Below are 18,645 nucleotides of genomic sequence, written 5' to 3'. Positions count from 1 at the left end.
GCGCAGGGGAATAGCAGTAGGCCGGACCAGCCGACAAATACGAAGCGATCGCGCTTGAGCCAGTCGTCAATGGCGTCAAACCACCCTCTTGAACTTGGCGCGCGTCCGACTGCAATGGTCATTTCAAATCCTCTTACTATTGCGTCAAATCGTCTGAACTTGAGCAATTAACATTATTTATTTGACACGACCCACGTCAGACAGTAGTGGGATTATTTTGGAGAAGTTTGCCGGGTTCTGTCTTCAATAGACACACTCGCTTGATTCCCCTGCGTGTCAATTTCCACTAACCTGTCGCCCTGATACCGGGTTTCAGGCTACTGTTATTTGGGAATGGGGCGCTTTTTGTCCCCAAAGTAAAACCCTAGGGTTCTAGCACGTGTCCTCTATGATAAGAAAATATCAGAATTTTTACAATCTGACACGTACTTCTCATTAATCTCTAGCTCAGTTAGATTGCTAAATCAATAGCATAAATCCCTGGGAAGCTAGATAATCTGAATCAGTCCGATCTTAAAAATTTTCCTTAACAACTTTGGCGAACACAGAGTTTTCTTTCATGGCTGCACCGACAACATCCACAAGTAACCGCGTTCTCCGTCAAGAGGTTTTAGGCTCTCGTCGTTTGAGTAACTATTGGTGGGCAACCGTAGTCTCCTTGGGAGCTACAGGCTTTTTATTGGCTGGAATTTCAAGTTACCTAAAAGTCAATCTTCTCCCTTTTGCTGACCCCACCAAGTTACTTTTTATCCCTCAAGGGATAGTCATGGGACTTTACGGGTTAGCTGGGTTACTCGTAGCGCTCTATCTATGGATGATGATTCTTTTAGACGTAGGGGGCGGTTACAACGAGTTTAATCAAGAAACCGGATATATTCGGATCTTTAGATGGGGCTTTCTCGGCAAAAACCGCCAAATTGAAGTCGGCTGTCGCATACAAGATGTCCAAGCGATTCGGGTGGAAATTAAAGAAGGTCTCAACCCACGCCGGTCGATTTACCTGCGCGTCAAAGGACGCCGCGATATTCCCCTGACGCGAGTTGGGGAACCTCTACCCTTGTCAGAGCTGGAAAATCAGGGTGCCCAACTGGCTCGCTTCTTGGAAGTGCCCATTGAAGGTCTCTAACAATTCTTGGTTGAGCCTCCCAATATCTGCATAAGATGATTCAGTAGCTCTGGCTACCAATTAGGTGAAATGAAAATGCAGATACAAATCCGGCACTGGTTTATATTACTTTTTGCGATCGCAGGACTGATGTTGGGGGGATGTACCACCGAGCAGGCTACTTCCTCGGATACCAGCCCCTCAGCAACTGAAACAACCTCAGCATCTGCCACTCCAGCGAGTAGTCCCAAAACAAGCAGTTTGCCCCGCCTAGAAGGTAAAGCCACCGTAGACATGACGGTTAAAGGCTCGCTAATTACGATTGAAGTCGATGGCACTAATGCCCCGATTACATCTGGGAATTTCGTCGATTTAGTTCAAAGAGGTGTCTATAACGGACTGGTCTTTCACCGCGTAGTGCGGCAACCGCAACCCTTTGTTGCTCAGGGTGGCGATCCGCAAAGTAAAGACCCGAATGTGCCCACAGAACGTCTGGGGATGGGTGGTTTTATCGATCCAGCGACGGGTCAAGCGCGTTACATTCCCCTCGAAATTAAGCCCAAAGGGGCGGAAAAACCCGTTCTCAGCGAAACGCTCAAAAGTGCGGGTGTTTCTCAACCCCCGCAGTTGCGACATACTCGTGGCGCTGTCGCAATGGCTCGCTCATCTTTACCCGACTCGGCTTCGTCGCAGTTTTACATTGCTTTAGCCGATTTGCCGTTCTTGGATGGTGACTATGCTGTTTTTGGCTATGTAACCAAAGGGATGGAGGTCGTTGACAAGATTCAGCAGGGCGATCGCATTGAATCGGCTAAGGTGACCAAAGGTGCGGAAAATCTCAAGAAATAGCAATTGGCGATTCGCTGGGTAATCGGTGGAGATTGTCGTTACTGGGATTGGTTTAGTCTCGGCTTTGGGTAACAGCTTGCAGACGAGCTGGCAACGTTTAATCGCCGGTCAATCTGGCATTCAGTTGCATCAACCCTTTCCAGAACTTGCCCCCCGACCCTTAGGATTGATAGGGAAACAACCCGCTGAGTTAGCAACCCTGACTCAGCGGGTTGTCGCTATGGCGCTGGAAGATGCTGGTTTGGTTTCGCCTTTGCCCGATTGTGGAGTCGTCATTGGTTCGAGTCGCTCTTATCAGGCATCTTGGGAGAAATTGGCGCGGGAGTTTTATCGGGATGCCGAACCAGTAAAATCGCCGCTATACAAACACCTGCCAACCCAGGCTTTTTTGGAGACGCTGCCCCACATGAATGCGATCGCAGCCGCTCGTCAAATCGGGGCAACGGGGTCAGTCTTGGCACCAATGGCGGCTTGTGCAACTGGAATTTGGGCGATCGCGCAAGCAGCGTCGCTCTTGGAAACTGGGCACTGTCAGCAAGTCATTGCTGGAGCCGTGGAATCATCGATTACACCGCTGACCCTGGCAGGGTTTCAGCAGATGGGCGCTTTAGCTCAAACGGGCGCTTATCCTTTTGATCGGCGGCGGGAAGGCTTAGCCTTGGGAGAGGGGGGAGCCGTCTTGGTACTGGAATCCGCAGAATTGGCAAAGCGTCGCTCAGCACGAATTTATGGTCAAGTGCTGGGATTTGGCTTGACATCGGACGCTTATCATACTAACGCGCCAGAACCGGGAAGTCGCAGCGCGATCGCGGCGGTCAAACAATGTTGCGATCGCAGCAACCTTTTCCCTGCGGACATCCATTACATCCACGCTCACGGTACCGCTACCCAGCTCAACGACCAAAATGAGGCGCACTTAATTCAGTATCTCTTTCCCCAAACGGTGCCAGTCAGTTCTACTAAGGGAGCCACAGGTCATACATTGGGAGCATCTGGAGCCTTAGGTGTCGCTTTCTCCCTAATGGCATTGAAGCATCAAATCTTGCCACCGTGTGTGGGGTTAAAGGAACCAGAATTTGATTTAGATTTAGTTAAAGTCCCGCGTCAAGGTGAAATTAAACAGGTGCTTTGTTTCAGCTTTGGTTTCGGAGGGCAGAATGCAGTGGTAGCTTTGGGGAAAAAGTAGCCGAACGCCTTCAGGCGTTATGCCACCTAAAAAAATAGAGTGGTATATACCACTCTACAAACTCTCTACTAATTTTTAACTGGCGACTACTTCCCAAACAAGCTGTCTTGCTTGTAATTCTTTCCAGGAAGCCTTTAACTAGCCAAACGCTCGGTTGATTGAGGTTGCAACAGCGATACCAACTGCTCAACTCCTCTTTGAAGATGCCGTGTCACCGTCATCGGGCTGACACCAATTCGCTTAGCCGCTTCTTTCCGAGGAAGATCTCGTACCAACACCAACTCAATTGCTGCTTGAGTTTTGTTGTCCAAATAACTCATTGCCCCTTCCAGCTCTTGCCGTTCTTCTTCTTGACTTTGCCAGGATTGATAGCGAGGGTCAGGGAGTGTTTCCGCCAACGTCACCTGAAAGTCAGACTGCTCAAAAACGACACTATCTAAACTTAATGGTCGGCAGTTTTGAGCCGCAACCTTGCTTTCACTCCACTCTTCTAGAGATACTTTAATTGCTTGGGCAATTTCAGCTTCTTTTGGCGATCGCCCTAAAGTTTGTGCCAACTCTTTTCGCGCCTTTTGTCCTTCCTGCTGGATTTCCTGCCACCGACGAGGCATTTTCATTACGCCGCTTCTGTCGCGTAAATAATGCAGCATCTCGCCGCGAATGTAAGGAACCGCAAAGGAACTAAAAGCATAACCTTGATGGGGATTGAATCGCTCAATCGCCCGAATCAAACCGAGATAGCCGAGTTGTTCCAAATCTTCATAAGGTTCCGCACACTGATAGCTGACTCGATGAGCCATCTTCCGAACCAGTCCAGCATTCAACTGCACCAGTTGATTGCGAACTTCAACTGATGGATTTTTATAGTAAGCAATCAAAAGTTCCATCGAATCGGAGCTGCAAGAAGATTGAGTCGCCATTGTCAAAGCCTCTGTAAAACCACCCCGTTTGGGAGATTGGGAAATCGCTATCTCTTCATTTCGTCTAACTGAATTCATTTTCTGTATAGGCGCTTTCAACAACCATCGTTGGAATACGGAACTCACAGAGAGCCTCTCCAGGAATGTCAGCATATATACGTAAGTTGCAGTTTGATGTAGCCAAAAACTAATCCTTACTTCAAAAACAAACCGTAAGCGTTTGCTTCGTGAAACCCACCCTTCTAAGGACTCCGGCTCTACGTCACAATTGAATTAGACTGGCGATCGCATAAATGTAAATGACTCGTAATATTTCTGAGGAAGCTTCATGAGTAACACCAGTAACTTCCGTCAAGCGATGCGTGAGGCTAAAAATCACGCACTCGTTGGCCCCAACGTTATTGCCAACGCCCTCCCCTACGTCGGCGGTGGCCTTGTCTTAACTGCACTTGGCACCTACGGGGGTCTTGGCGTTCTCCGTTCCAACCCAGGGCTATTCATGCCAACCTTCTGGGTTGCCCTGATTGCAGAATTTGCCCTTTTCTTCGTTGCCCAAAACGTTGCCATTAATGGCAAGAAAAGCGTTGCTCTGCCCCTTCTGGCTACCTACAGTCTGTTGTCGGGCTATACCCTGAGCGGATTGATATTCGTGGCTCTGAGGACACCAGGGGTCGGTGTGGCAGGAATTGGTTTTGCCGCCCTCGGCTGTGGCGTTACCTTTATTGCTGCACGACAGATTGGCTCCAATCTGTCGGATCAAGACGGTATGGCTCTCACGAAAACAGTACAGCTAGGCATTATTGCCTTAGTTGTTGTGCTAGTGGGTCAGCTGCTGTTGTCTTTGTTTGGTGTCTATACACCCACTTGGCTAGAAATTGCCATTTCTGGAATTGGCGTGTTTTTGTTTGCCGGTGCTGCTGTGGTAGATTTCTATATCCTGCCCCGCGCTTACCGCGATGACCAATATCTGCCTGCTGCTTTGTCGATGTATCTGACTTACATCAATTTGTTCATTTTCATTCTGCGGTTGCTGAACGCGCTCAATAGCCGCGACTAAAAGGCAAAAGTTTCATTAAGCGCACACATTTTGAAGCCGTGGTTTCCCACGGCTTTTTTTGGAACTGGACATTTACCAACAAACTTAGATAAATTTGATTGCAGTGCAATATGAGCAGCGCTCAAGAAAAAGCGCTAAAGCAATGCTGGAAATCATAGACATCCAACGTGAAGTAGAAACGTTGTCTTAGCATCTGGATCAAGATCAAGACTATCTTTAACTTTCAGCAGTTACTCCACAAATTCAATCTTAATGGGGTAATGGGTAAAAGATAATTGGTAACTTCCCCTGTTCCTCTCCTTCGCTTTCTTTGTTCAGGTCTTAGTGATTGGGAGAGAGACTCCAGCTAAGATCGAAAAGAGTGCAACTTTACTACCAAGCGCTCATCGGAAAAAGCTCAAAACAATGATTGAACTCCTAGACATTAAACGCGAAGTCGAAACGTTGTGCGATCGCCTGGGTAAAACCCAGGACTATCTTTGACGTTCCTGCTCTAACTGCCAAAATTCAAGACTTGGAGCAAGTCGCGGCGCAACCGGATTTTTGGGACGACCAAACGAGTGCCCAACAAACCCTCCAAGAACTCAATGACCTCAAATCCCACTTGGAACAATTTCACCAGTGGAAAAACAGCCTAGAAGACGCCAGGGCGGTTGTGGAACTGCTGGAATTAGAAGCCGACGAGTCACTGCTTTTGGAAGCTGAAAGCAACATCACCAAGCTCAATCAGGAACTTGAGCGATGGGAATTGCAACAGATGCTTTCCGGTACTTATGACCAAAGCGGAGCCGTTTTAACCATTAACGCCGGTGCAGGTGGCACAGACGCCCAAGACTGGGCGGAAATGTTGCTGCGGATGTACACTCGCTGGGCAGAAAACCACGGTTACAAAGTTACCTTAGCGGAAATCTCCAAAGGAGAAGAAGCGGGGCTTAAGTCAGCCACCTTAGAGATTGAAGGGCGTTATGCTTATGGCTACCTGAAGGCAGAAAAAGGAACCCACCGGCTAGTGCGGATATCGCCTTTCAACGCCAACGACAAGCGCCAAACAAGCTTTGCTGGAGTGGAAGTAATGCCAACTCTGGATAGATCCGTGACTCTAGACATTCCAGATAAGGATTTGGAAATCACCACCTCTAGGGCTGGCGGTAAAGGTGGACAAAATGTCAACAAAGTGGAAACAGCGGTGCGGATTGTTCATATTCCCACCGGGCTTGCCGTGCGCTGTACCGAAGAGCGAAGTCAGCTGCAAAACAAAGAAAAAGGTCTTGCTATCCTCAAAGCTAAGTTGCTGATTGTCGCCCAAGAGCAACGCGCCAAGGAAATTGCTGACATTCGAGGCGATATGGTAGAGGCAGCTTGGGGCAACCAAATTCGTAACTACGTTTTCCACCCGTACCAGATGGTCAAGGATCTGCGGACAGGTGTGGAAACGACTGCCATTAACGATGTGATGAATGGCGACCTCGATTCGTTCATTGAAGCCTATCTGCGCCAAGAAAATCAGCTTACCTAAAAGCTGCGCCGTTGGGTCTTTAGGGTAGCCTCTGTGAGAGGGTTATTTAGCCACCAAGACACCAAGAAATTAGTAACATCGGGTGGACAAAGGAGCGATCGCTCCTTTGTCCTTTACTTGCTGATTCGGTGATTTGCCATCAATTGCGAAACAAACTGTTACATTGTTGGAAGAAAAGTTTATCCCTGGCTTATCATCAGCTGGAAAAACCACTTTTGAGTCTTCAGTAATTATCCTTATGAGTAACTCCTCGTCAACGCCACAAGCGGCATCACAAACTCCAGAACCCATTTCTGAATCGACACCCGCCTCGACAGAGCCTCAACCCAGCTACGTAAAGCTGGCAATGCGAAACATGGTACGAAAAGGAGGCACTTCGTTAAAACATTTTGCCCTGTCAACCATTGGTCTTGTGGCGCTGCTGATCGGTCTTTCTTACCTGACTCGTTAATCCGGAACACGGTTGTATGGGCATAAACATAGAAGTTAGCATCCAAGACTATTTCTTCTCGTCCAATCCAGCAGATGCCAGTGCCCAAGAAGAAATTTCACCTGAAACTTGGGAAACTTGGTTCCATCGTTGGATGGAAACGCTGCATCTAGATCTTCCTCAAGCGGATGCCTATGAACTGAGTTTGCGCCTCACGGACGATAAAGAAATACAGACCCTCAACGCCCAGTATCGTCATCAAAATAAACCGACAGATGTATTAGCTTTTGCATCCTTAGAGGTAGACTGTCCTCAGCCGATGGATTTTTTAGAGGATACACCTCTGTATCTTGGTGATATCGCCATCTCCGTTGAGACTGCGACTCGGCAGGCTCAACAACAGGAACATCCCTTAAAAACAGAGCTAGCCTGGTTAGCGGCTCACGGTTTGCTTCATCTACTCGGCTGGGATCATCCCGATGAAGATAGCCTGACTAAAATGTTGAACCAGCAGGAAACTTTACTCCAGGTTATTGGTCTTACTATCTAGCCTAGCTATACCCAATAGCCCTCATCTGTACTTAGATTCAAGACTTAGATTCAAGTTTCGCCCACGCGCCAGCCGGAGCGATGGTTCATGCCCTTCAGCCCCGTAAAACCCTTGCCATGTCTCAAGAAATTTCCACACCTTCTTTGAACCACTCAGATGTAGTGAAACCAAACCGGGATTTAGCTTGGCGAATTGCGCCGAACTTAATAATTAGTTTTAAATATGCTTGGGCCGGACTTCGATATGCCTTTATTACCCAACGCAACTTTCGCATCCATGTAGTTATAGGCACCCTAGCTATTGGTTTGGGTGTCTTTTTGCAGTTGAAGGCAGTCGAAATGGCGGTGATTGGAATAACAATTGGGCTAGTGTTGGCGCTGGAGTTATTGAATACGGCAATTGAGTCAGTTGTTGACTTAACGGTTAAGCAGGCTTACCATGAGCTTGCCAAAATTGCTAAAGACTGTGCTGCTGGTGCCGTTCTGGTTTCGGCACTCGTGTCGGTATTGGTCGCTGGTTCGCTGCTTTTGCCACCCCTTGTAATTCGGATTCAGTCGATGCTGCGCTAAGTAGTTTTGAGTTTTGAGTTGAAGGCTTCTGACTCACAAGGAGTTTACATTTGATTCTGGTTATTGATAATTACGACAGTTTTACCTATAACTTGGTGCAGTATCTGGGAGAACTTGGCGCTGAACTGCCCGTAGCATCTGAAATTCAGGTGTATCGCAATGACCAAATCTCCCTTGAGCAAATCGAAAAGCTTAAACCCGATGGAATTGTGATTTCGCCGGGACCAGGGCGTCCAGAAGATGCCGGAATTTCCCTGGAGTTAATTCAAAAGATGGGTTCCGGGGTACCCATTTTGGGCGTTTGCCTGGGACATCAAGGCATTGGTCAAGTATTCGGCGGTGAAATTGTTTCTGCACCCATGTTGATGCATGGCAAAACTTCTCCAATTCATCACACAGGTGTCGGCGTATTTCGAGGATTAGACAATCCCTTTACCGCTACCCGGTATCATAGTTTGGTGATTGACCGACACAGCTGCCCAGATGTCCTGGAAATTACGGCTTGGGTAGACGACGGAACCATCATGGGCGTCCGGCATCGGAACTATCCGCATATTGAGGGCGTCCAATTCCATCCGGAGAGTATTCTGACGGCTTCAGGAAAGCAATTGCTGCGAAATTTCCTGGAATCGCTTTAGTGCTAATGGCTAATGGCTAATTGTTCATTGGTCAATTAAGCATTAGCGATTAGCAAAGGACTAATGACTAATGACTGAGGACTAAATTCTGATGAAACGGCGACAGTTGATGCGCTATGCTGGGGCGGGTTTGCTTACAGCATTAGGAACAGGCTTGGCTTCTGGATTTCAGACTTATCAGGCGGCAACACCTGGTGGATCTGTGTCTGTTAAATGGCTGGGGCATACCAGCTTTTTGTTTACTGGAAGTGGTAAACGAGTCTTGGCGAATCCCTTTCAGAAGCTGGGCTGTACGGCTGGGTATCGTTCATCGAAGGTGCCCGCGGATTTAGTGTTAGTCAGCAGCCTATTACTTGATGAAGGGGCGGTGGAAGGGTTGCCAGGGAATCCCCAGTTTTTATATAAACCGGGAGTTTACCAAGTTGACAACCTAAAAATTCAAGGAATGAGCATTAACCACGATCGCAACGGTGGACGCCGGTTTGGCACGAACGTGGCTTGGCGTTGGACGCAAGGAGGAATCAATATTCTGCATTTAGGCGGTGCAGCAGCACCGATTGATATTGAGCAAAAAATCCTGATGGGACGTCCCGATGTATTGTTAGTACCCGTAGGCGGAAGTGACAAAGCCTACACGCCTCAGGAAGCCATGCAGGCAGTACAAGTCCTCAATCCCAAATTGGTGATTCCCACGCATTACCGTACCCAAGCCGCCGATGCTGCGAGTTGCGATATTGTCTCCGTGGATGAATTTTTGGCATTGATGGATGGAATGCCGGTGCGTCGGGTCAATAGTGATACTTTGACGGTTAAATCAACGGATTTGCCAGAAAATGGCACTGCGATCGCAGTGATGAGTTATAAGTTTTAAACAATCATGCGTGATGAGTCCCTAGTTATTATTTAGTGAATGGCTAATGACTAATCAGGATGCCCCGATTGGATTGCCGCATAAAGTTGATTAAAATCCTCATTGGGTAACAATCCGGTGGGATCTAGGGAAAAGCATTTTTTGAGGCGGGTGACAAGATACATATCAATGTCACCCTTATTTTTTGCATTGACTTTTCCCCGATATTCACAATCAAAAAAATTTTTCACTAACTCAAACGTGGCTTTTGAAATATTAATGTTGCCACAAACTCCACAGGATTCCATTCTGGAGGCAGTATTAACCGTATCGCCCCAAACATCATAAGAAAATTTATTATGACCAATCGCACCCGCTAGCAAGGGTCCTGAGTGGATGCCGATGCGGACTTCCCAATAGGGATGATTATTTTTGATTTTTTCGAGCCGCCGCCATTGCATAAAGGCTTGAATTTGTAAGGCGGCTAGTACAGCATCAATTGCATGAGTGCGGTTAGGAGTGGGAATTCCTCCAACACACATATAACTGTCACCAATTGTTTTTAATTTCTCTAACTTGTGGGTTTCAATGAGCATATCGAAGCAAGAAAAGCAATAATCTAATTCATTGACTAAATCTTCGGGAGTAAGTTGTTCGGCTAATTGAGTGAAATCTTTAAAGTCGGTAAACAATACTGAGGCAGAGTCATAATGCACGGGTTTAACTCTGCCAGTGCGTTTTAATTCATCGGCTACACGTACAGGAAGTACGTTCAGTAACAGTTGCTCAGATTTGCGTTTTTCTGCCTCTAGTTGGGCATATAGCTGATTTAATTGGGCGAAGCCACTGGCGTTACGAATTGCTGCCGATACTTGCAAGGCTAGTAAATAACTAATGCGTAAATCTTCCAGTGTGTAAGCGTGGGCTTGGGTAGTCGCAAAGTTGATAGTACCAATGACTTGGCGATCGCTCTGTAGGGGGACGAATATTTGGGAAGCATAAGAGTGCAGAAAAACAGATGGAGAGCCTTCTCGAATCAGTTGCGATTGACCTGTTTTCATTGCACGACCTAAAGGGCTGTCCTCTGCGACAATCGTGGCAGTCAACTCTACAGGATCGCCAAATAGGGTTACGAGGCGGCAAGAACTGGTATCGGTGCAGATATAGACACTACAATGCTCGAAATCCAAGAGCCATTTAGCTTGTTTACCAACAACCCGCAAAATCTCGTCTATATCCAGGGTACGGTTAATCGCTGTCGCAATTTCATTGACAGCGGCGATGCGGCTGGAAAGAGCTTGGGCTTCCGCAAGCAGACGGCGGGCTATCAGCAGTAGTGGTTCGCGAGCTTGTTTTTCTAGCTCATTGCTACTATCAAACGGAGGGAAAGAGTCATGGGTATTGCCCATTATTGGGATGATTCTGTTTTTCCTGAAATTTAACGAACGACATTCTCAAGAAAATACGGACTCACGAGAAAACTGGCAATTTACAATTGGTCAATTTCGAGAGCGATCGCATCTGTGTATCGATTTATGCTGGTAAATAAGTCAGCAGTGGCAATAATCTCGAAGATTTCTGAGTCATCTAGCCCCAACTCTCGGAGATTTTGGTAATCTTCTGCGGTCAGTTCCTGGGGTTTAGTCCCGGCAAGTAAGCCAAAACTAATGACTGCTTTTTCGCGCTTGGGGAGGGGACAGGCAGCAAAGTCTGAAACCAATGTCCGGAGAACTTCCTCGCTCATTCCTAGAGCAGATAATCCATGCAAGTGAACGTTGAGGGCATAGGGGCTGTTGTGAGCTTGAGAGATGGCAACTCCCACCATTTCCTTCAGGGTGCGGGGCACATCTCCTTGCAGGATGGTAGCGCGGAATTTTTTCCAATTCCCTTCCAGCACATCGGGATTTATCGCCATTGATTTGAAAATGTTGGGAATGATGCCAAACCCTAATTCAGACAAAATTTCGTTATATACTGTTTTGACCTTTAAATCTGTGACTTCATCTTGTTCTTGAAGGGGGAAGCGAGTCATAGTTGCCTCTATCATTCGTTTGTAAAATTGCTAAGCGAGATGGAAGCGGTTTTTTTGTTATCTGAAATATTTTTGTTCTCATTTAATAGATGCAAGAGTCGATCGGGAGTATCGTTCCGTCGAATCCAGTCATTAGCGATCGCGCAGCCAATCACCTGAAAAAATCGCTAACGATTCAGAAAATTTTAATTTGAGTTGTATTCGAGTACACCCTATAAAGATTTGTTACCAAATCTCTCATAGTATAACCTTGAAAATATATTGGTCAATTCGACTGACTCGACCACCTAGAAAAACAAAGATACGTAGTTGAGATTATGCAAGCAGAATACGCAGCGCGTCGCGAGCAGTTGATGGCGAAAATTGGCAACGGCACTGCCATCTTTCGGAGTGCCCCAGTGGCTGTCATGCACAACGATGTTGAGTACACTTTTCGGCAGGATAGTGATTTTTATTACTTAACTGGATTTAATGAACCAGAGGCGGTGGCAGTTTTAGCGCCCCACCATCCAGAACACCGATTTGTATTGTTTGTCCAGCCAAAGGAACGAGATAAGGAAGTTTGGACAGGATATCGGGTCGGGGTGGAAAAGGCAAAAGAATTCTATGGGGCGGATGAAGCTTACCCGATTGCAGAACTAAATGAGAAACTACCTCAGTATTTAGAAAAAGCCGACCGGATTTATTATCATTTGGGACGCGATCGCGCTTTTAATGAGACTATCCTCACCCACTGGCAGCGGTTGATGGCGGGTTATCCCAAGCGGGGTACGGGACCCATTGCGATTGAAGACACCAATCCGGTGCTTCACGGGATGCGACTGGTGAAGAGTCCAGCCGAGATAGAATTGATGCGTCGTGCGGCTGACATCTCGGCAGAAGCTCACAACTGGGCGCGAGAATTCGCTCAACCGGGGCGTTACGAGTACGAAGTGCAGGCGGAGATAGAACACATCTTCCGAAAACGGGGTGGAATGGGGCCAGCTTATCCCTCAATTGTTGCCTCTGGCGCGAATGCTTGCGTGCTGCACTACATAGAGAATAATCGGCAGATGCAGGATAACGAGTTACTGCTAATTGATGCGGGTTGTTGCTACGACTACTACAACGGCGACATCACGCGCACATTTCCGGTCGGGGGCAAGTTTACGCCAGAACAGAAGACACTTTACGACATTGTATTAGAAGCGCAGTTACAGGCGATCGCGCAAGTTCAACCCGGAAATCCCTACAACTTAGGTCACGACACGGCAGTGCGCGTTTTGGTCGAAGGTTTAATCGATGTGGGACTCCTGGCGGGTGATATTGAAGAAATTATCAAAGAGGAGAAATATAAACCCTTTTATATGCACCGCACCGGACATTGGCTGGGTTTAGATGTCCACGATGCTGGTGTTTATAAGCACGGGGAAGAAGTTTGGCAGAGTTTGCAACCCGGTCATGTGCTAACAGTGGAACCGGGTCTATATATTGGACTGGATGTAGAACCAGCCGAGGGGCAACCGGCAATTGATGACAGGTGGCGTGGGATTGGTATCCGCATTGAAGATGATGTGTTAGTTACTGAATCAGGACATGAGGTACTGACGGCGGGGGTTCCCAAGTAGATTGGATTAAACTTTAAACTTCATCAAAATCCCTCATTATCCTCAAATCTACGGGTTTAGTGAGGGTATCTTTTTTTTGGAAACAGCCGAGGCGGAATCTGTTTGTTTGTTTCCAACTCGCGCCATCAGTCAAGCAGAATTACAGTTTTGTGTCGCAAAGCCCATATTTTCCCCCTTATCTGGGTAAAATCGCTGATAGGGGCAGCGTTGGGAGCAAGGCGGAGGTCTATGGTAATGCAAGGTGTAGAGAATTCCTCTAAGCAGGCGGAGCAGTTTCAACTGCTTCAAGCCCAACTGCGCGATCGCTGGCAGGGAGTCGATTTGTTCGACAGCGATGACTACGATATTTTAGTGATTCCTTCGGTCAGCCTTGACCAGCGGGAACTACTTAAAATTCAGGGCTTTCTCAATTATGAAGAGCGGCTGCTCTTTTCTCTAATTCGCCTGCGACACCCGCGCACGCGGCTGATTTATGTAACTTCACAGCCGTTACCGCCAATTGTGATTGATTACTACTTGCAGCTGTTGCCAGGAATTCCGTTTTCTCATGCCCGCGATCGCTTGTTACTATTTTCTACCTACGATTCCTCAGCCAAACCTCTCACTCAGAAGATTTTAGAGCGCCCACGCTTGATGGAGCGGATGCGACAAGCCTTGCGCCCCGAAAAATCTTACATGATCTGCTATAACTCGACCTTGCTAGAGCGAGATCTGGCAGTACAGATGGGCATTCCCCTTCTGGCGCTCGACCCCGATTTACTCACCTGGGGCACCAAAAGCGGCAGCCGGAAAATCTTTGCCGAGTGTGGGGTTCCTCATCCCGATGGCAGCGACAGTGTCTGGAATGCAGAAGACTTGGGTGTAGCAGCAGCCGAATTATGGGAACGCCAACCCCAGTTAAAGCGGATGGTTGTCAAACTCAATGAAGGATTTTCCGGCGAGGGGAATGCGCTACTGGATCTCAGACCGATCAAAAATGTAGCACCCGGAGAAGCCTCCCATGCCGAAAGGGTTGCCGCTATCAGCGATCGCTTTTCTTCCTTAAGCTTTCAAGCCAAAGCAGAAACTTGGGAAAATTTTTCCAGCCGTATCCCAGAGTTAGGGGCAATTGTAGAAGCTTTTATTGAAGGAGAGCATAAGCGATCGCCTAGCGTTCAAGGTCGCATTGACCCCAATGGAGAGGTAGAAATTCTCTCCACGCACGACCAAATTCTGGGTGGCCCAGATGGTCAGATTTATCTCGGTTGCAACTTCCCCGCCGATGAAGCTTACCGCCTGCGCTTGCAGGACTTAGGATTGCGTGTGGGGCGAAACCTGGCAAAAAAAGGAGCTTTAGAACGCTTTGGGGTGGACTTTATCGCCTGTCATCACCCCGAAAAATCTGGCGAGCAGTGGGACATCCAAGCGATTGAAATCAATTTGCGGAAGGGCGGGACGACCCACCCGTTTATGACCCTCAAGTTTTTAACCAACGGTCGCTATGACAGTTCCACGGGTTTGTTCTACAGCCAACAAGGTCGCCCAAAATACTATGTTGCTACCGACAACCTCCAAAAAGAACGTTATGTAGGGCTGTTGCCGAATGATTTGATGGATATTATTGCCCACCAACGGCTGCACTTTGATACCAGTACAGAAACCGGCACCGTTTTCCATCTCATGGGTTGTCTTTCCGAGTTCGGCAAGCTGGGATTAACCAGTATTGGTGATTCTCTGCAACAGGCAGAAGAAATTTACAACAAAGTTGTGAAAGTCCTAGACGAAGAAACGAAAACTCGCCCTAATGCTTCTTATTCGGCATCCTATCCCAGCCCTCCGATTGCTTGGAGTGGAAAGAGTTAAAGAGTGTGGAGCTAGCGCAACGCTTGACTGACTCAGATAAAAGTGATGTTAAGCGTTGCAGTGCAAAGCAGCGATCGCTCCTAGTAGCTGAAAATTATAGAACACGAATCTCATATATCAAAAGAAGCAAAACGAAGCAAGCGTTTAATTTGTGTGAAGTTGTTTTAAAGAAGCAGCTTAAGAGACAAAACGCACGTTTACAGTTTGTCTCACATCGCCCTACTGGGCGATACAAGTGGAGGATGTAGTTGAGCGATTCATGACAGTTTAATAGTAAACGTAATGACAAACGTGAATCGCTCAGGGAGAATTGAATGACATCTAACATCATACAGAAATTAGCGTTAGCTGCTACTAGCACGTTTCCGATTGCAGCCACTATTGCTACTGCTACTGTTCTTAGTTTGTCTAATCCTTCTGAAGCTGCCAGTTTTTATAACTTTAGCTTTGCTGGAAATGATGAGTATACGATTTTAGGTTCTTTTAGTTATGATGACACCCTTTACTCAGGAACAATCGGCAAAAATAAATTAAATTCTTTTAAGATTTCATTTTTAAAACAGGGGAAAGTCGAACAACAGTATTCAACTTTATCATCTTTATTTCAATTTGAATTTGATACAGTTTCTAAGTCCGTTAAGAATATGCACGCTGGAGCTTTTTACATATACGATATGCCACCTACTCTTCCTAACGGCTCCCTTACATTTGAAACTTATAAAGACAACGAAACCGGGTGTGATGCTCTAGTTTGGGAAAAAACTACAGACACACAGTCCCAGGCTGTCGGCAAGTGTGATTCTGACTCCGAGGTGGTCGTCACTCCCCCAGACCCAGATACGCAAACCGTCCCGGAACCTGCATCTACGATGAGTCTGATCGTAGTGGGTGCTTTTGGTACTGTTTTCCAGTTGAAGCGTACCAAGAAAGTTGCGTAATTTGTATCAGTTTCCCTGCGGCTAAATTAGTCAGTTCAGGCGGGTAATGGTAAGATAATTTGCGATTACCCACCTCGACAATAGAAGTTTTGCTAGTGGGAAACAGCCTGGAGAGTAATCGCGATCGCTCCTAGTGGTTGAAAATTATTTAACACTAATCTTACATAAATGGCGTCCATTTAGGAGCAATAGGCTGAAAAAAAGAATAGGTAAAGACCCTGAGTTTAAACTACTTAAACGATTAGTTACTCAGTCCTGACCCTTCAGTCCTCCGTCCTATTTTAAGCGGCAAAAACTGAGCGCCAAAAGCCTATACTAAACATCGCTCAATCGTTGATAGAACAGATTTCGCTAATGATGAGAGGTCATAACCGCCCTCAAGACCAAAAACAATGCGACGAGTTACTTGCAGACAATAATCGGTAAATAACCCATAATCTTGCGGTTGCAGGTTAATACTAGCTAATGGGTCATCTGCATTCGCGTCATAACCGGCACTGACTATCAGCAAATCTGGCTGAAAATTGGTTAAAAAGGGTACAATCTTCTGCTCAAAAAGCGGTTGGTATTCAGTGATTGTGCTGCCAGGAAACATGGGGAAATTCAGCACATTGTTGTGGATACCGCGTTCGGAAGCTTGTCCGGTGCCGGGATAGCAAGGAGATTGGTGCAAGGAACAGTAGGCAATTTGGGGGTGGGTTTCTACAATATTTTGCGTGCCGTTGCCGTGATGAACATCCCAGTCGAGGATAGCAACGCGATTGATGCTGGGTTGTTCGAGGGCGTAGTAGGCTGCGATCGCTGCATTGGAAAATAAGCAAAACCCCATGCCATAATTGCGTTCTGCATGGTGTCCGGGAGGACGTGCCAGCACAAAAGCTGGGTTATTAGTGGCAAGGACGCAATCTACCCCATCCAGCCACGCGCTGGCTGCAAGCATTGCCACCTCGTAACTCCGAGGAGAAACAAGGGTATCGCCACCATCCAAATATCCGCCACCTTTTTGGGCAATCTGTCGGACTTTCTCAATGTGTTGTTGAGTGTGGACTTGTTGTAAAATCGGCGCGCTCGCTCGGTTCTCTACCGGCGTTGGCAGCTGCCATTCAATTTGATCTGCCCAAGGCGCAGCTTTTAAAGCGTTCACAATTGCCGTCAGGCGTGCGGGTCGTTCTGGGTGGGATCGACCCGTGTCGTGATCGAGAAACTCATCTGAGTAGATTACAGGCAGCATAGTCCGAGAAAGGTTGGCAACACCAGGATCAATCATAGGCAGCATCAATGCTTTCTGGCATTATCTGCACCTTGCTTAATCCCGTTTCAAATCATCCCTCAAATCTTCACCTTCGTTGTACATTTGAGGTGCCACCGCCGGGTTATTCTTCAGTTCACCTGGCTCTACATTCAACAGAGTTTCGTTGATTGACGGAGGCTGTTTGATCTTAGCGATCGCTGCCTCCACTTCTGGTTCTAGTGTTTCGTCTGATTGATTCGTGTTTTCTTCTTTAGGTTCTTCAGCACTCATACGTACTTGCCCAAACAGGTTTAGCTTACGTGACTCAGCTTAATCTTGTCTGCGGCGAGACATACACTGTCTTGAGGCTTAAATTGCTAAATGCTAATTGCTAATTGTTCAAGAGGACAAAACCCTATTGCACAGTGACTCCAAGCCTTTGTCAGCCTACCCGATTGGTTTTGGGCAGGAGCGATCGCTTCTAGGCTGTCTATCTCCTATATCCCATAACTTGTAGAGATCCTGGCTATTCCAGGCATCGCCTGTGTTTGGGCGCAACAGAACCTTGATAAATTTGAGGTTATCTGCTGCATTTAAATCTTACTCACCAGCATCCCTGAATATGGCATTTGAACTCGATCATCTGTTTATTTGTACTGATATTGACGCTCCTGAAGCCGATGGTTTAATAGCCTTTGGCTTAACTGAAGGGACGCCCAACCTTCATCCGGGGCAGGGTACAGCCAATCGTCGCTTCTTCTTCCATAACGTCATGTTGGAATTGCTGTGGGTACACAACTCACAAGAGGCACAATCTACCCCTATTTCTGGGATACATATATGGGAACGATGGGTAGACCGAAAGCGGGGTGCTTGCCCATTTGGGTTTTGTTTGCGATCGACATCCCATCCGGTCAGTAGTCTTCCCTTCTCAACCTGGGAGTATCATCCACCATATCTACCAGAGTCGTTGAGTATTCCTATGGGGAGGAACTCCAATGTAATAACTGAGCCGATGCTCTTCTATCTGTCCTTTGGTGAAAGACCAGACAATTTTGAGATTAACAAAAGTCAACCTTTGAAACATACTTCGGGTTTGTGCGAGGTTACTCGCGTGAAATTCGTGAGTCCTTATGCAGACAAACCCTCTACAGAACTCAAAGCGATCGCCGATGCTAACTTGGTGGATTTAAGCCTTGGAGAGGAGTATCTTCTCGAACTTGGCTTTGATCGGGAGTTACAGCAACAGCAAGCAGATTTCCGCCCTGTGCTACCGCTTGTCTGTCGCTGGTAGGATTGCACCGCTATTTATATTTCGCTCCCGA

The 18,645-nt window shown here is 47.1% G+C and carries 19 protein-coding genes and 1 pseudogene; 14 read left to right on the top strand and 6 right to left on the bottom strand.

Annotation, left to right across the window (positions count from 1 at the left end; all coding sequences use genetic code 11):
- Positions 1 to 122: pseudogene (locus NDI44_RS17500) on the bottom strand (photosystem II D2 protein (photosystem q(a) protein)); the annotation flags it as partial.
- Positions 123 to 559: 437 nt separating this feature from the next.
- Between NDI44_RS17500 and NDI44_RS17495 the strand changes: the two are divergent.
- The 3 genes from NDI44_RS17495 to NDI44_RS17485 all read left to right on the top strand — a co-directional run bounded on the left by NDI44_RS17495 (position 560) and on the right by NDI44_RS17485 (position 3,140).
- A complete protein-coding gene (locus NDI44_RS17495; RefSeq protein ID WP_190414475.1) occupies positions 560 to 1,126 on the top strand; it encodes a photosystem I assembly protein Ycf4 in 567 nt (188 codons plus the stop codon).
- 75 nt (positions 1,127 to 1,201) lie between these two features.
- Positions 1,202 to 1,954: a peptidylprolyl isomerase gene (locus tag NDI44_RS17490; RefSeq protein WP_190414474.1), complete on the top strand. Its 753-nt coding sequence runs from the start codon at positions 1,202 to 1,204 to the stop codon at positions 1,952 to 1,954.
- Positions 1,955 to 1,979: 25 nt separating this feature from the next.
- Positions 1,980 to 3,140: a beta-ketoacyl-ACP synthase gene (locus NDI44_RS17485; RefSeq protein ID WP_190414473.1), complete on the top strand. Its 1,161-nt coding sequence runs from the start codon at positions 1,980 to 1,982 to the stop codon at positions 3,138 to 3,140.
- 134 nt (positions 3,141 to 3,274) lie between these two features.
- Here the strand turns inward: NDI44_RS17485 and NDI44_RS17480 are convergent, their stop codons facing one another.
- On the bottom strand, positions 3,275 to 4,060 hold the full coding sequence (locus NDI44_RS17480) for an RNA polymerase sigma factor SigF (RefSeq protein WP_190414495.1): 786 nt from the start codon (positions 4,058 to 4,060) through the stop codon (positions 3,275 to 3,277).
- 328 nt (positions 4,061 to 4,388) lie between these two features.
- Between NDI44_RS17480 and NDI44_RS17475 the strand changes: the two genes are divergently transcribed.
- From NDI44_RS17475 to NDI44_RS17445, 7 genes are all read left to right on the top strand, one after another.
- Positions 4,389 to 5,117, top strand: a complete 729-nt coding sequence (locus NDI44_RS17475; RefSeq protein ID WP_190414472.1) for a Bax inhibitor-1 family protein — start codon at positions 4,389 to 4,391, stop codon at positions 5,115 to 5,117.
- A gap of 408 nt (positions 5,118 to 5,525) precedes the next feature.
- A protein-coding gene (prfB, locus tag NDI44_RS17470) for a peptide chain release factor 2 (RefSeq protein WP_190414494.1) occupies positions 5,526 to 6,633 on the top strand; the annotation gives its coding sequence in 2 pieces (ribosomal slippage) (positions 5,526 to 5,597 and positions 5,599 to 6,633; 1,107 coding nt in all).
- Positions 6,634 to 6,922: 289 nt separating this feature from the next.
- Positions 6,923 to 7,084, top strand: a complete 162-nt coding sequence (locus tag NDI44_RS17465; protein ID WP_347275892.1) for a DUF3285 domain-containing protein — start codon at positions 6,923 to 6,925, stop codon at positions 7,082 to 7,084.
- Positions 7,085 to 7,106: 22 nt separating this feature from the next.
- Positions 7,107 to 7,613, top strand: coding sequence for an rRNA maturation RNase YbeY (ybeY, locus tag NDI44_RS17460; protein ID WP_190414493.1), 507 nt, complete (start codon positions 7,107 to 7,109; stop codon positions 7,611 to 7,613).
- A 116-nt stretch (positions 7,614 to 7,729) separates the two neighbouring features.
- A complete protein-coding gene (locus tag NDI44_RS17455; protein ID WP_190414492.1) occupies positions 7,730 to 8,182 on the top strand; it encodes a diacylglycerol kinase family protein in 453 nt (150 codons plus the stop codon).
- Positions 8,183 to 8,232: 50 nt separating this feature from the next.
- Positions 8,233 to 8,820, top strand: a complete 588-nt coding sequence (locus NDI44_RS17450; RefSeq protein WP_190414470.1) for an aminodeoxychorismate/anthranilate synthase component II — start codon at positions 8,233 to 8,235, stop codon at positions 8,818 to 8,820.
- A 91-nt stretch (positions 8,821 to 8,911) separates the two neighbouring features.
- Positions 8,912 to 9,691: an MBL fold metallo-hydrolase gene (locus tag NDI44_RS17445; RefSeq protein ID WP_190414469.1), complete on the top strand. Its 780-nt coding sequence runs from the start codon at positions 8,912 to 8,914 to the stop codon at positions 9,689 to 9,691.
- 50 nt (positions 9,692 to 9,741) lie between these two features.
- Here the strand turns inward: NDI44_RS17445 and NDI44_RS17440 are convergent, their stop codons facing one another.
- Together NDI44_RS17440 and NDI44_RS17435 are read right to left on the bottom strand one after the other, a co-directional pair.
- Positions 9,742 to 11,079, bottom strand: a complete 1,338-nt coding sequence (locus NDI44_RS17440; protein WP_190414468.1) for an adenylate/guanylate cyclase domain-containing protein — start codon at positions 11,077 to 11,079, stop codon at positions 9,742 to 9,744.
- Between the two features lie 80 nt (positions 11,080 to 11,159).
- The gene (locus NDI44_RS17435; RefSeq protein ID WP_190414467.1) at positions 11,160 to 11,702 is read right to left on the bottom strand and encodes a carboxymuconolactone decarboxylase family protein; all 543 of its coding nucleotides are present in this window, start codon (positions 11,700 to 11,702) and stop codon (positions 11,160 to 11,162) included.
- Positions 11,703 to 12,019: 317 nt separating this feature from the next.
- Between NDI44_RS17435 and NDI44_RS17430 the strand changes: the two genes are divergently transcribed.
- The 3 genes from NDI44_RS17430 to NDI44_RS17420 all read left to right on the top strand — a co-directional run bounded on the left by NDI44_RS17430 (position 12,020) and on the right by NDI44_RS17420 (position 16,089).
- A complete protein-coding gene (locus tag NDI44_RS17430) occupies positions 12,020 to 13,309 on the top strand; it encodes an aminopeptidase P N-terminal domain-containing protein (RefSeq protein WP_190414466.1) in 1,290 nt (429 codons plus the stop codon).
- Positions 13,310 to 13,543: 234 nt separating this feature from the next.
- Positions 13,544 to 15,151: a peptide ligase PGM1-related protein gene (locus NDI44_RS17425; protein ID WP_190414465.1), complete on the top strand. Its 1,608-nt coding sequence runs from the start codon at positions 13,544 to 13,546 to the stop codon at positions 15,149 to 15,151.
- Between the two features lie 314 nt (positions 15,152 to 15,465).
- Complete coding sequence (locus NDI44_RS17420) at positions 15,466 to 16,089, top strand: hypothetical protein (protein WP_190414464.1); 624 nt, start codon at positions 15,466 to 15,468, stop codon at positions 16,087 to 16,089.
- Between the two features lie 310 nt (positions 16,090 to 16,399).
- Here NDI44_RS17420 and NDI44_RS17415 read toward each other — a convergent pair whose 3' ends face one another.
- Together NDI44_RS17415 and NDI44_RS17410 are read right to left on the bottom strand one after the other, a co-directional pair.
- Positions 16,400 to 17,320: a histone deacetylase gene (locus tag NDI44_RS17415; protein ID WP_190414491.1), complete on the bottom strand. Its 921-nt coding sequence runs from the start codon at positions 17,318 to 17,320 to the stop codon at positions 16,400 to 16,402.
- 75 nt (positions 17,321 to 17,395) lie between these two features.
- The gene (locus NDI44_RS17410) at positions 17,396 to 17,611 is read right to left on the bottom strand and encodes a hypothetical protein (protein ID WP_190414463.1); all 216 of its coding nucleotides are present in this window, start codon (positions 17,609 to 17,611) and stop codon (positions 17,396 to 17,398) included.
- Positions 17,612 to 17,942: 331 nt separating this feature from the next.
- Here NDI44_RS17410 and NDI44_RS17405 point away from each other — a divergent pair, with 331 nt between their 5' ends.
- Positions 17,943 to 18,614 carry a hypothetical protein gene (locus tag NDI44_RS17405; protein ID WP_190414462.1) on the top strand — a complete coding sequence of 224 codons (672 nt, stop codon included), beginning with the start codon at positions 17,943 to 17,945 and terminating at the stop codon, positions 18,612 to 18,614.
- The last annotated feature ends 31 nt before the right edge of the window (positions 18,615 to 18,645 follow it).

This window comes from Trichocoleus sp. DQ-A3, from assembly GCF_039961975.1.
Classification (GTDB): Bacteria; Cyanobacteriota; Cyanobacteriia; order Cyanobacteriales; family FACHB-T130; genus FACHB-T130.
The sequence above is the reverse complement of the archived record's forward strand: the minus strand, read 5'-3'. Positions and strand labels throughout refer to the sequence as shown.

What these genes read in the sequence shown, in the direction of transcription:
- NDI44_RS17440 (WP_190414468.1), bottom strand. Translation starts at nt 11,079, where the DNA reads ATGGGCAATACCCATGACTCTTTCCCTCCGTTTGATAGTAGCAATGAG.
- NDI44_RS17445 (WP_190414469.1), top strand. Translation starts at nt 8,912, where the DNA reads ATGAAACGGCGACAGTTGATGCGCTATGCTGGGGCGGGTTTGCTTACA.
- NDI44_RS17480 (WP_190414495.1), bottom strand. Translation starts at nt 4,060, where the DNA reads ATGGCGACTCAATCTTCTTGCAGCTCCGATTCGATGGAACTTTTGATT.
- NDI44_RS17430 (WP_190414466.1), top strand. Translation starts at nt 12,020, where the DNA reads ATGCAAGCAGAATACGCAGCGCGTCGCGAGCAGTTGATGGCGAAAATT.
- NDI44_RS17405 (WP_190414462.1), top strand. Translation starts at nt 17,943, where the DNA reads ATGGCATTTGAACTCGATCATCTGTTTATTTGTACTGATATTGACGCT.
- NDI44_RS17495 (WP_190414475.1), top strand. Translation starts at nt 560, where the DNA reads ATGGCTGCACCGACAACATCCACAAGTAACCGCGTTCTCCGTCAAGAG.
- NDI44_RS17415 (WP_190414491.1), bottom strand. Translation starts at nt 17,320, where the DNA reads ATGCTGCCTGTAATCTACTCAGATGAGTTTCTCGATCACGACACGGGT.
- NDI44_RS17410 (WP_190414463.1), bottom strand. Translation starts at nt 17,611, where the DNA reads ATGAGTGCTGAAGAACCTAAAGAAGAAAACACGAATCAATCAGACGAA.
- NDI44_RS17455 (WP_190414492.1), top strand. Translation starts at nt 7,730, where the DNA reads ATGTCTCAAGAAATTTCCACACCTTCTTTGAACCACTCAGATGTAGTG.
- NDI44_RS17435 (WP_190414467.1), bottom strand. Translation starts at nt 11,702, where the DNA reads ATGACTCGCTTCCCCCTTCAAGAACAAGATGAAGTCACAGATTTAAAG.
- NDI44_RS17420 (WP_190414464.1), top strand. Translation starts at nt 15,466, where the DNA reads ATGACATCTAACATCATACAGAAATTAGCGTTAGCTGCTACTAGCACG.
- NDI44_RS17475 (WP_190414472.1), top strand. Translation starts at nt 4,389, where the DNA reads ATGAGTAACACCAGTAACTTCCGTCAAGCGATGCGTGAGGCTAAAAAT.
- NDI44_RS17425 (WP_190414465.1), top strand. Translation starts at nt 13,544, where the DNA reads ATGCAAGGTGTAGAGAATTCCTCTAAGCAGGCGGAGCAGTTTCAACTG.
- NDI44_RS17490 (WP_190414474.1), top strand. Translation starts at nt 1,202, where the DNA reads ATGCAGATACAAATCCGGCACTGGTTTATATTACTTTTTGCGATCGCA.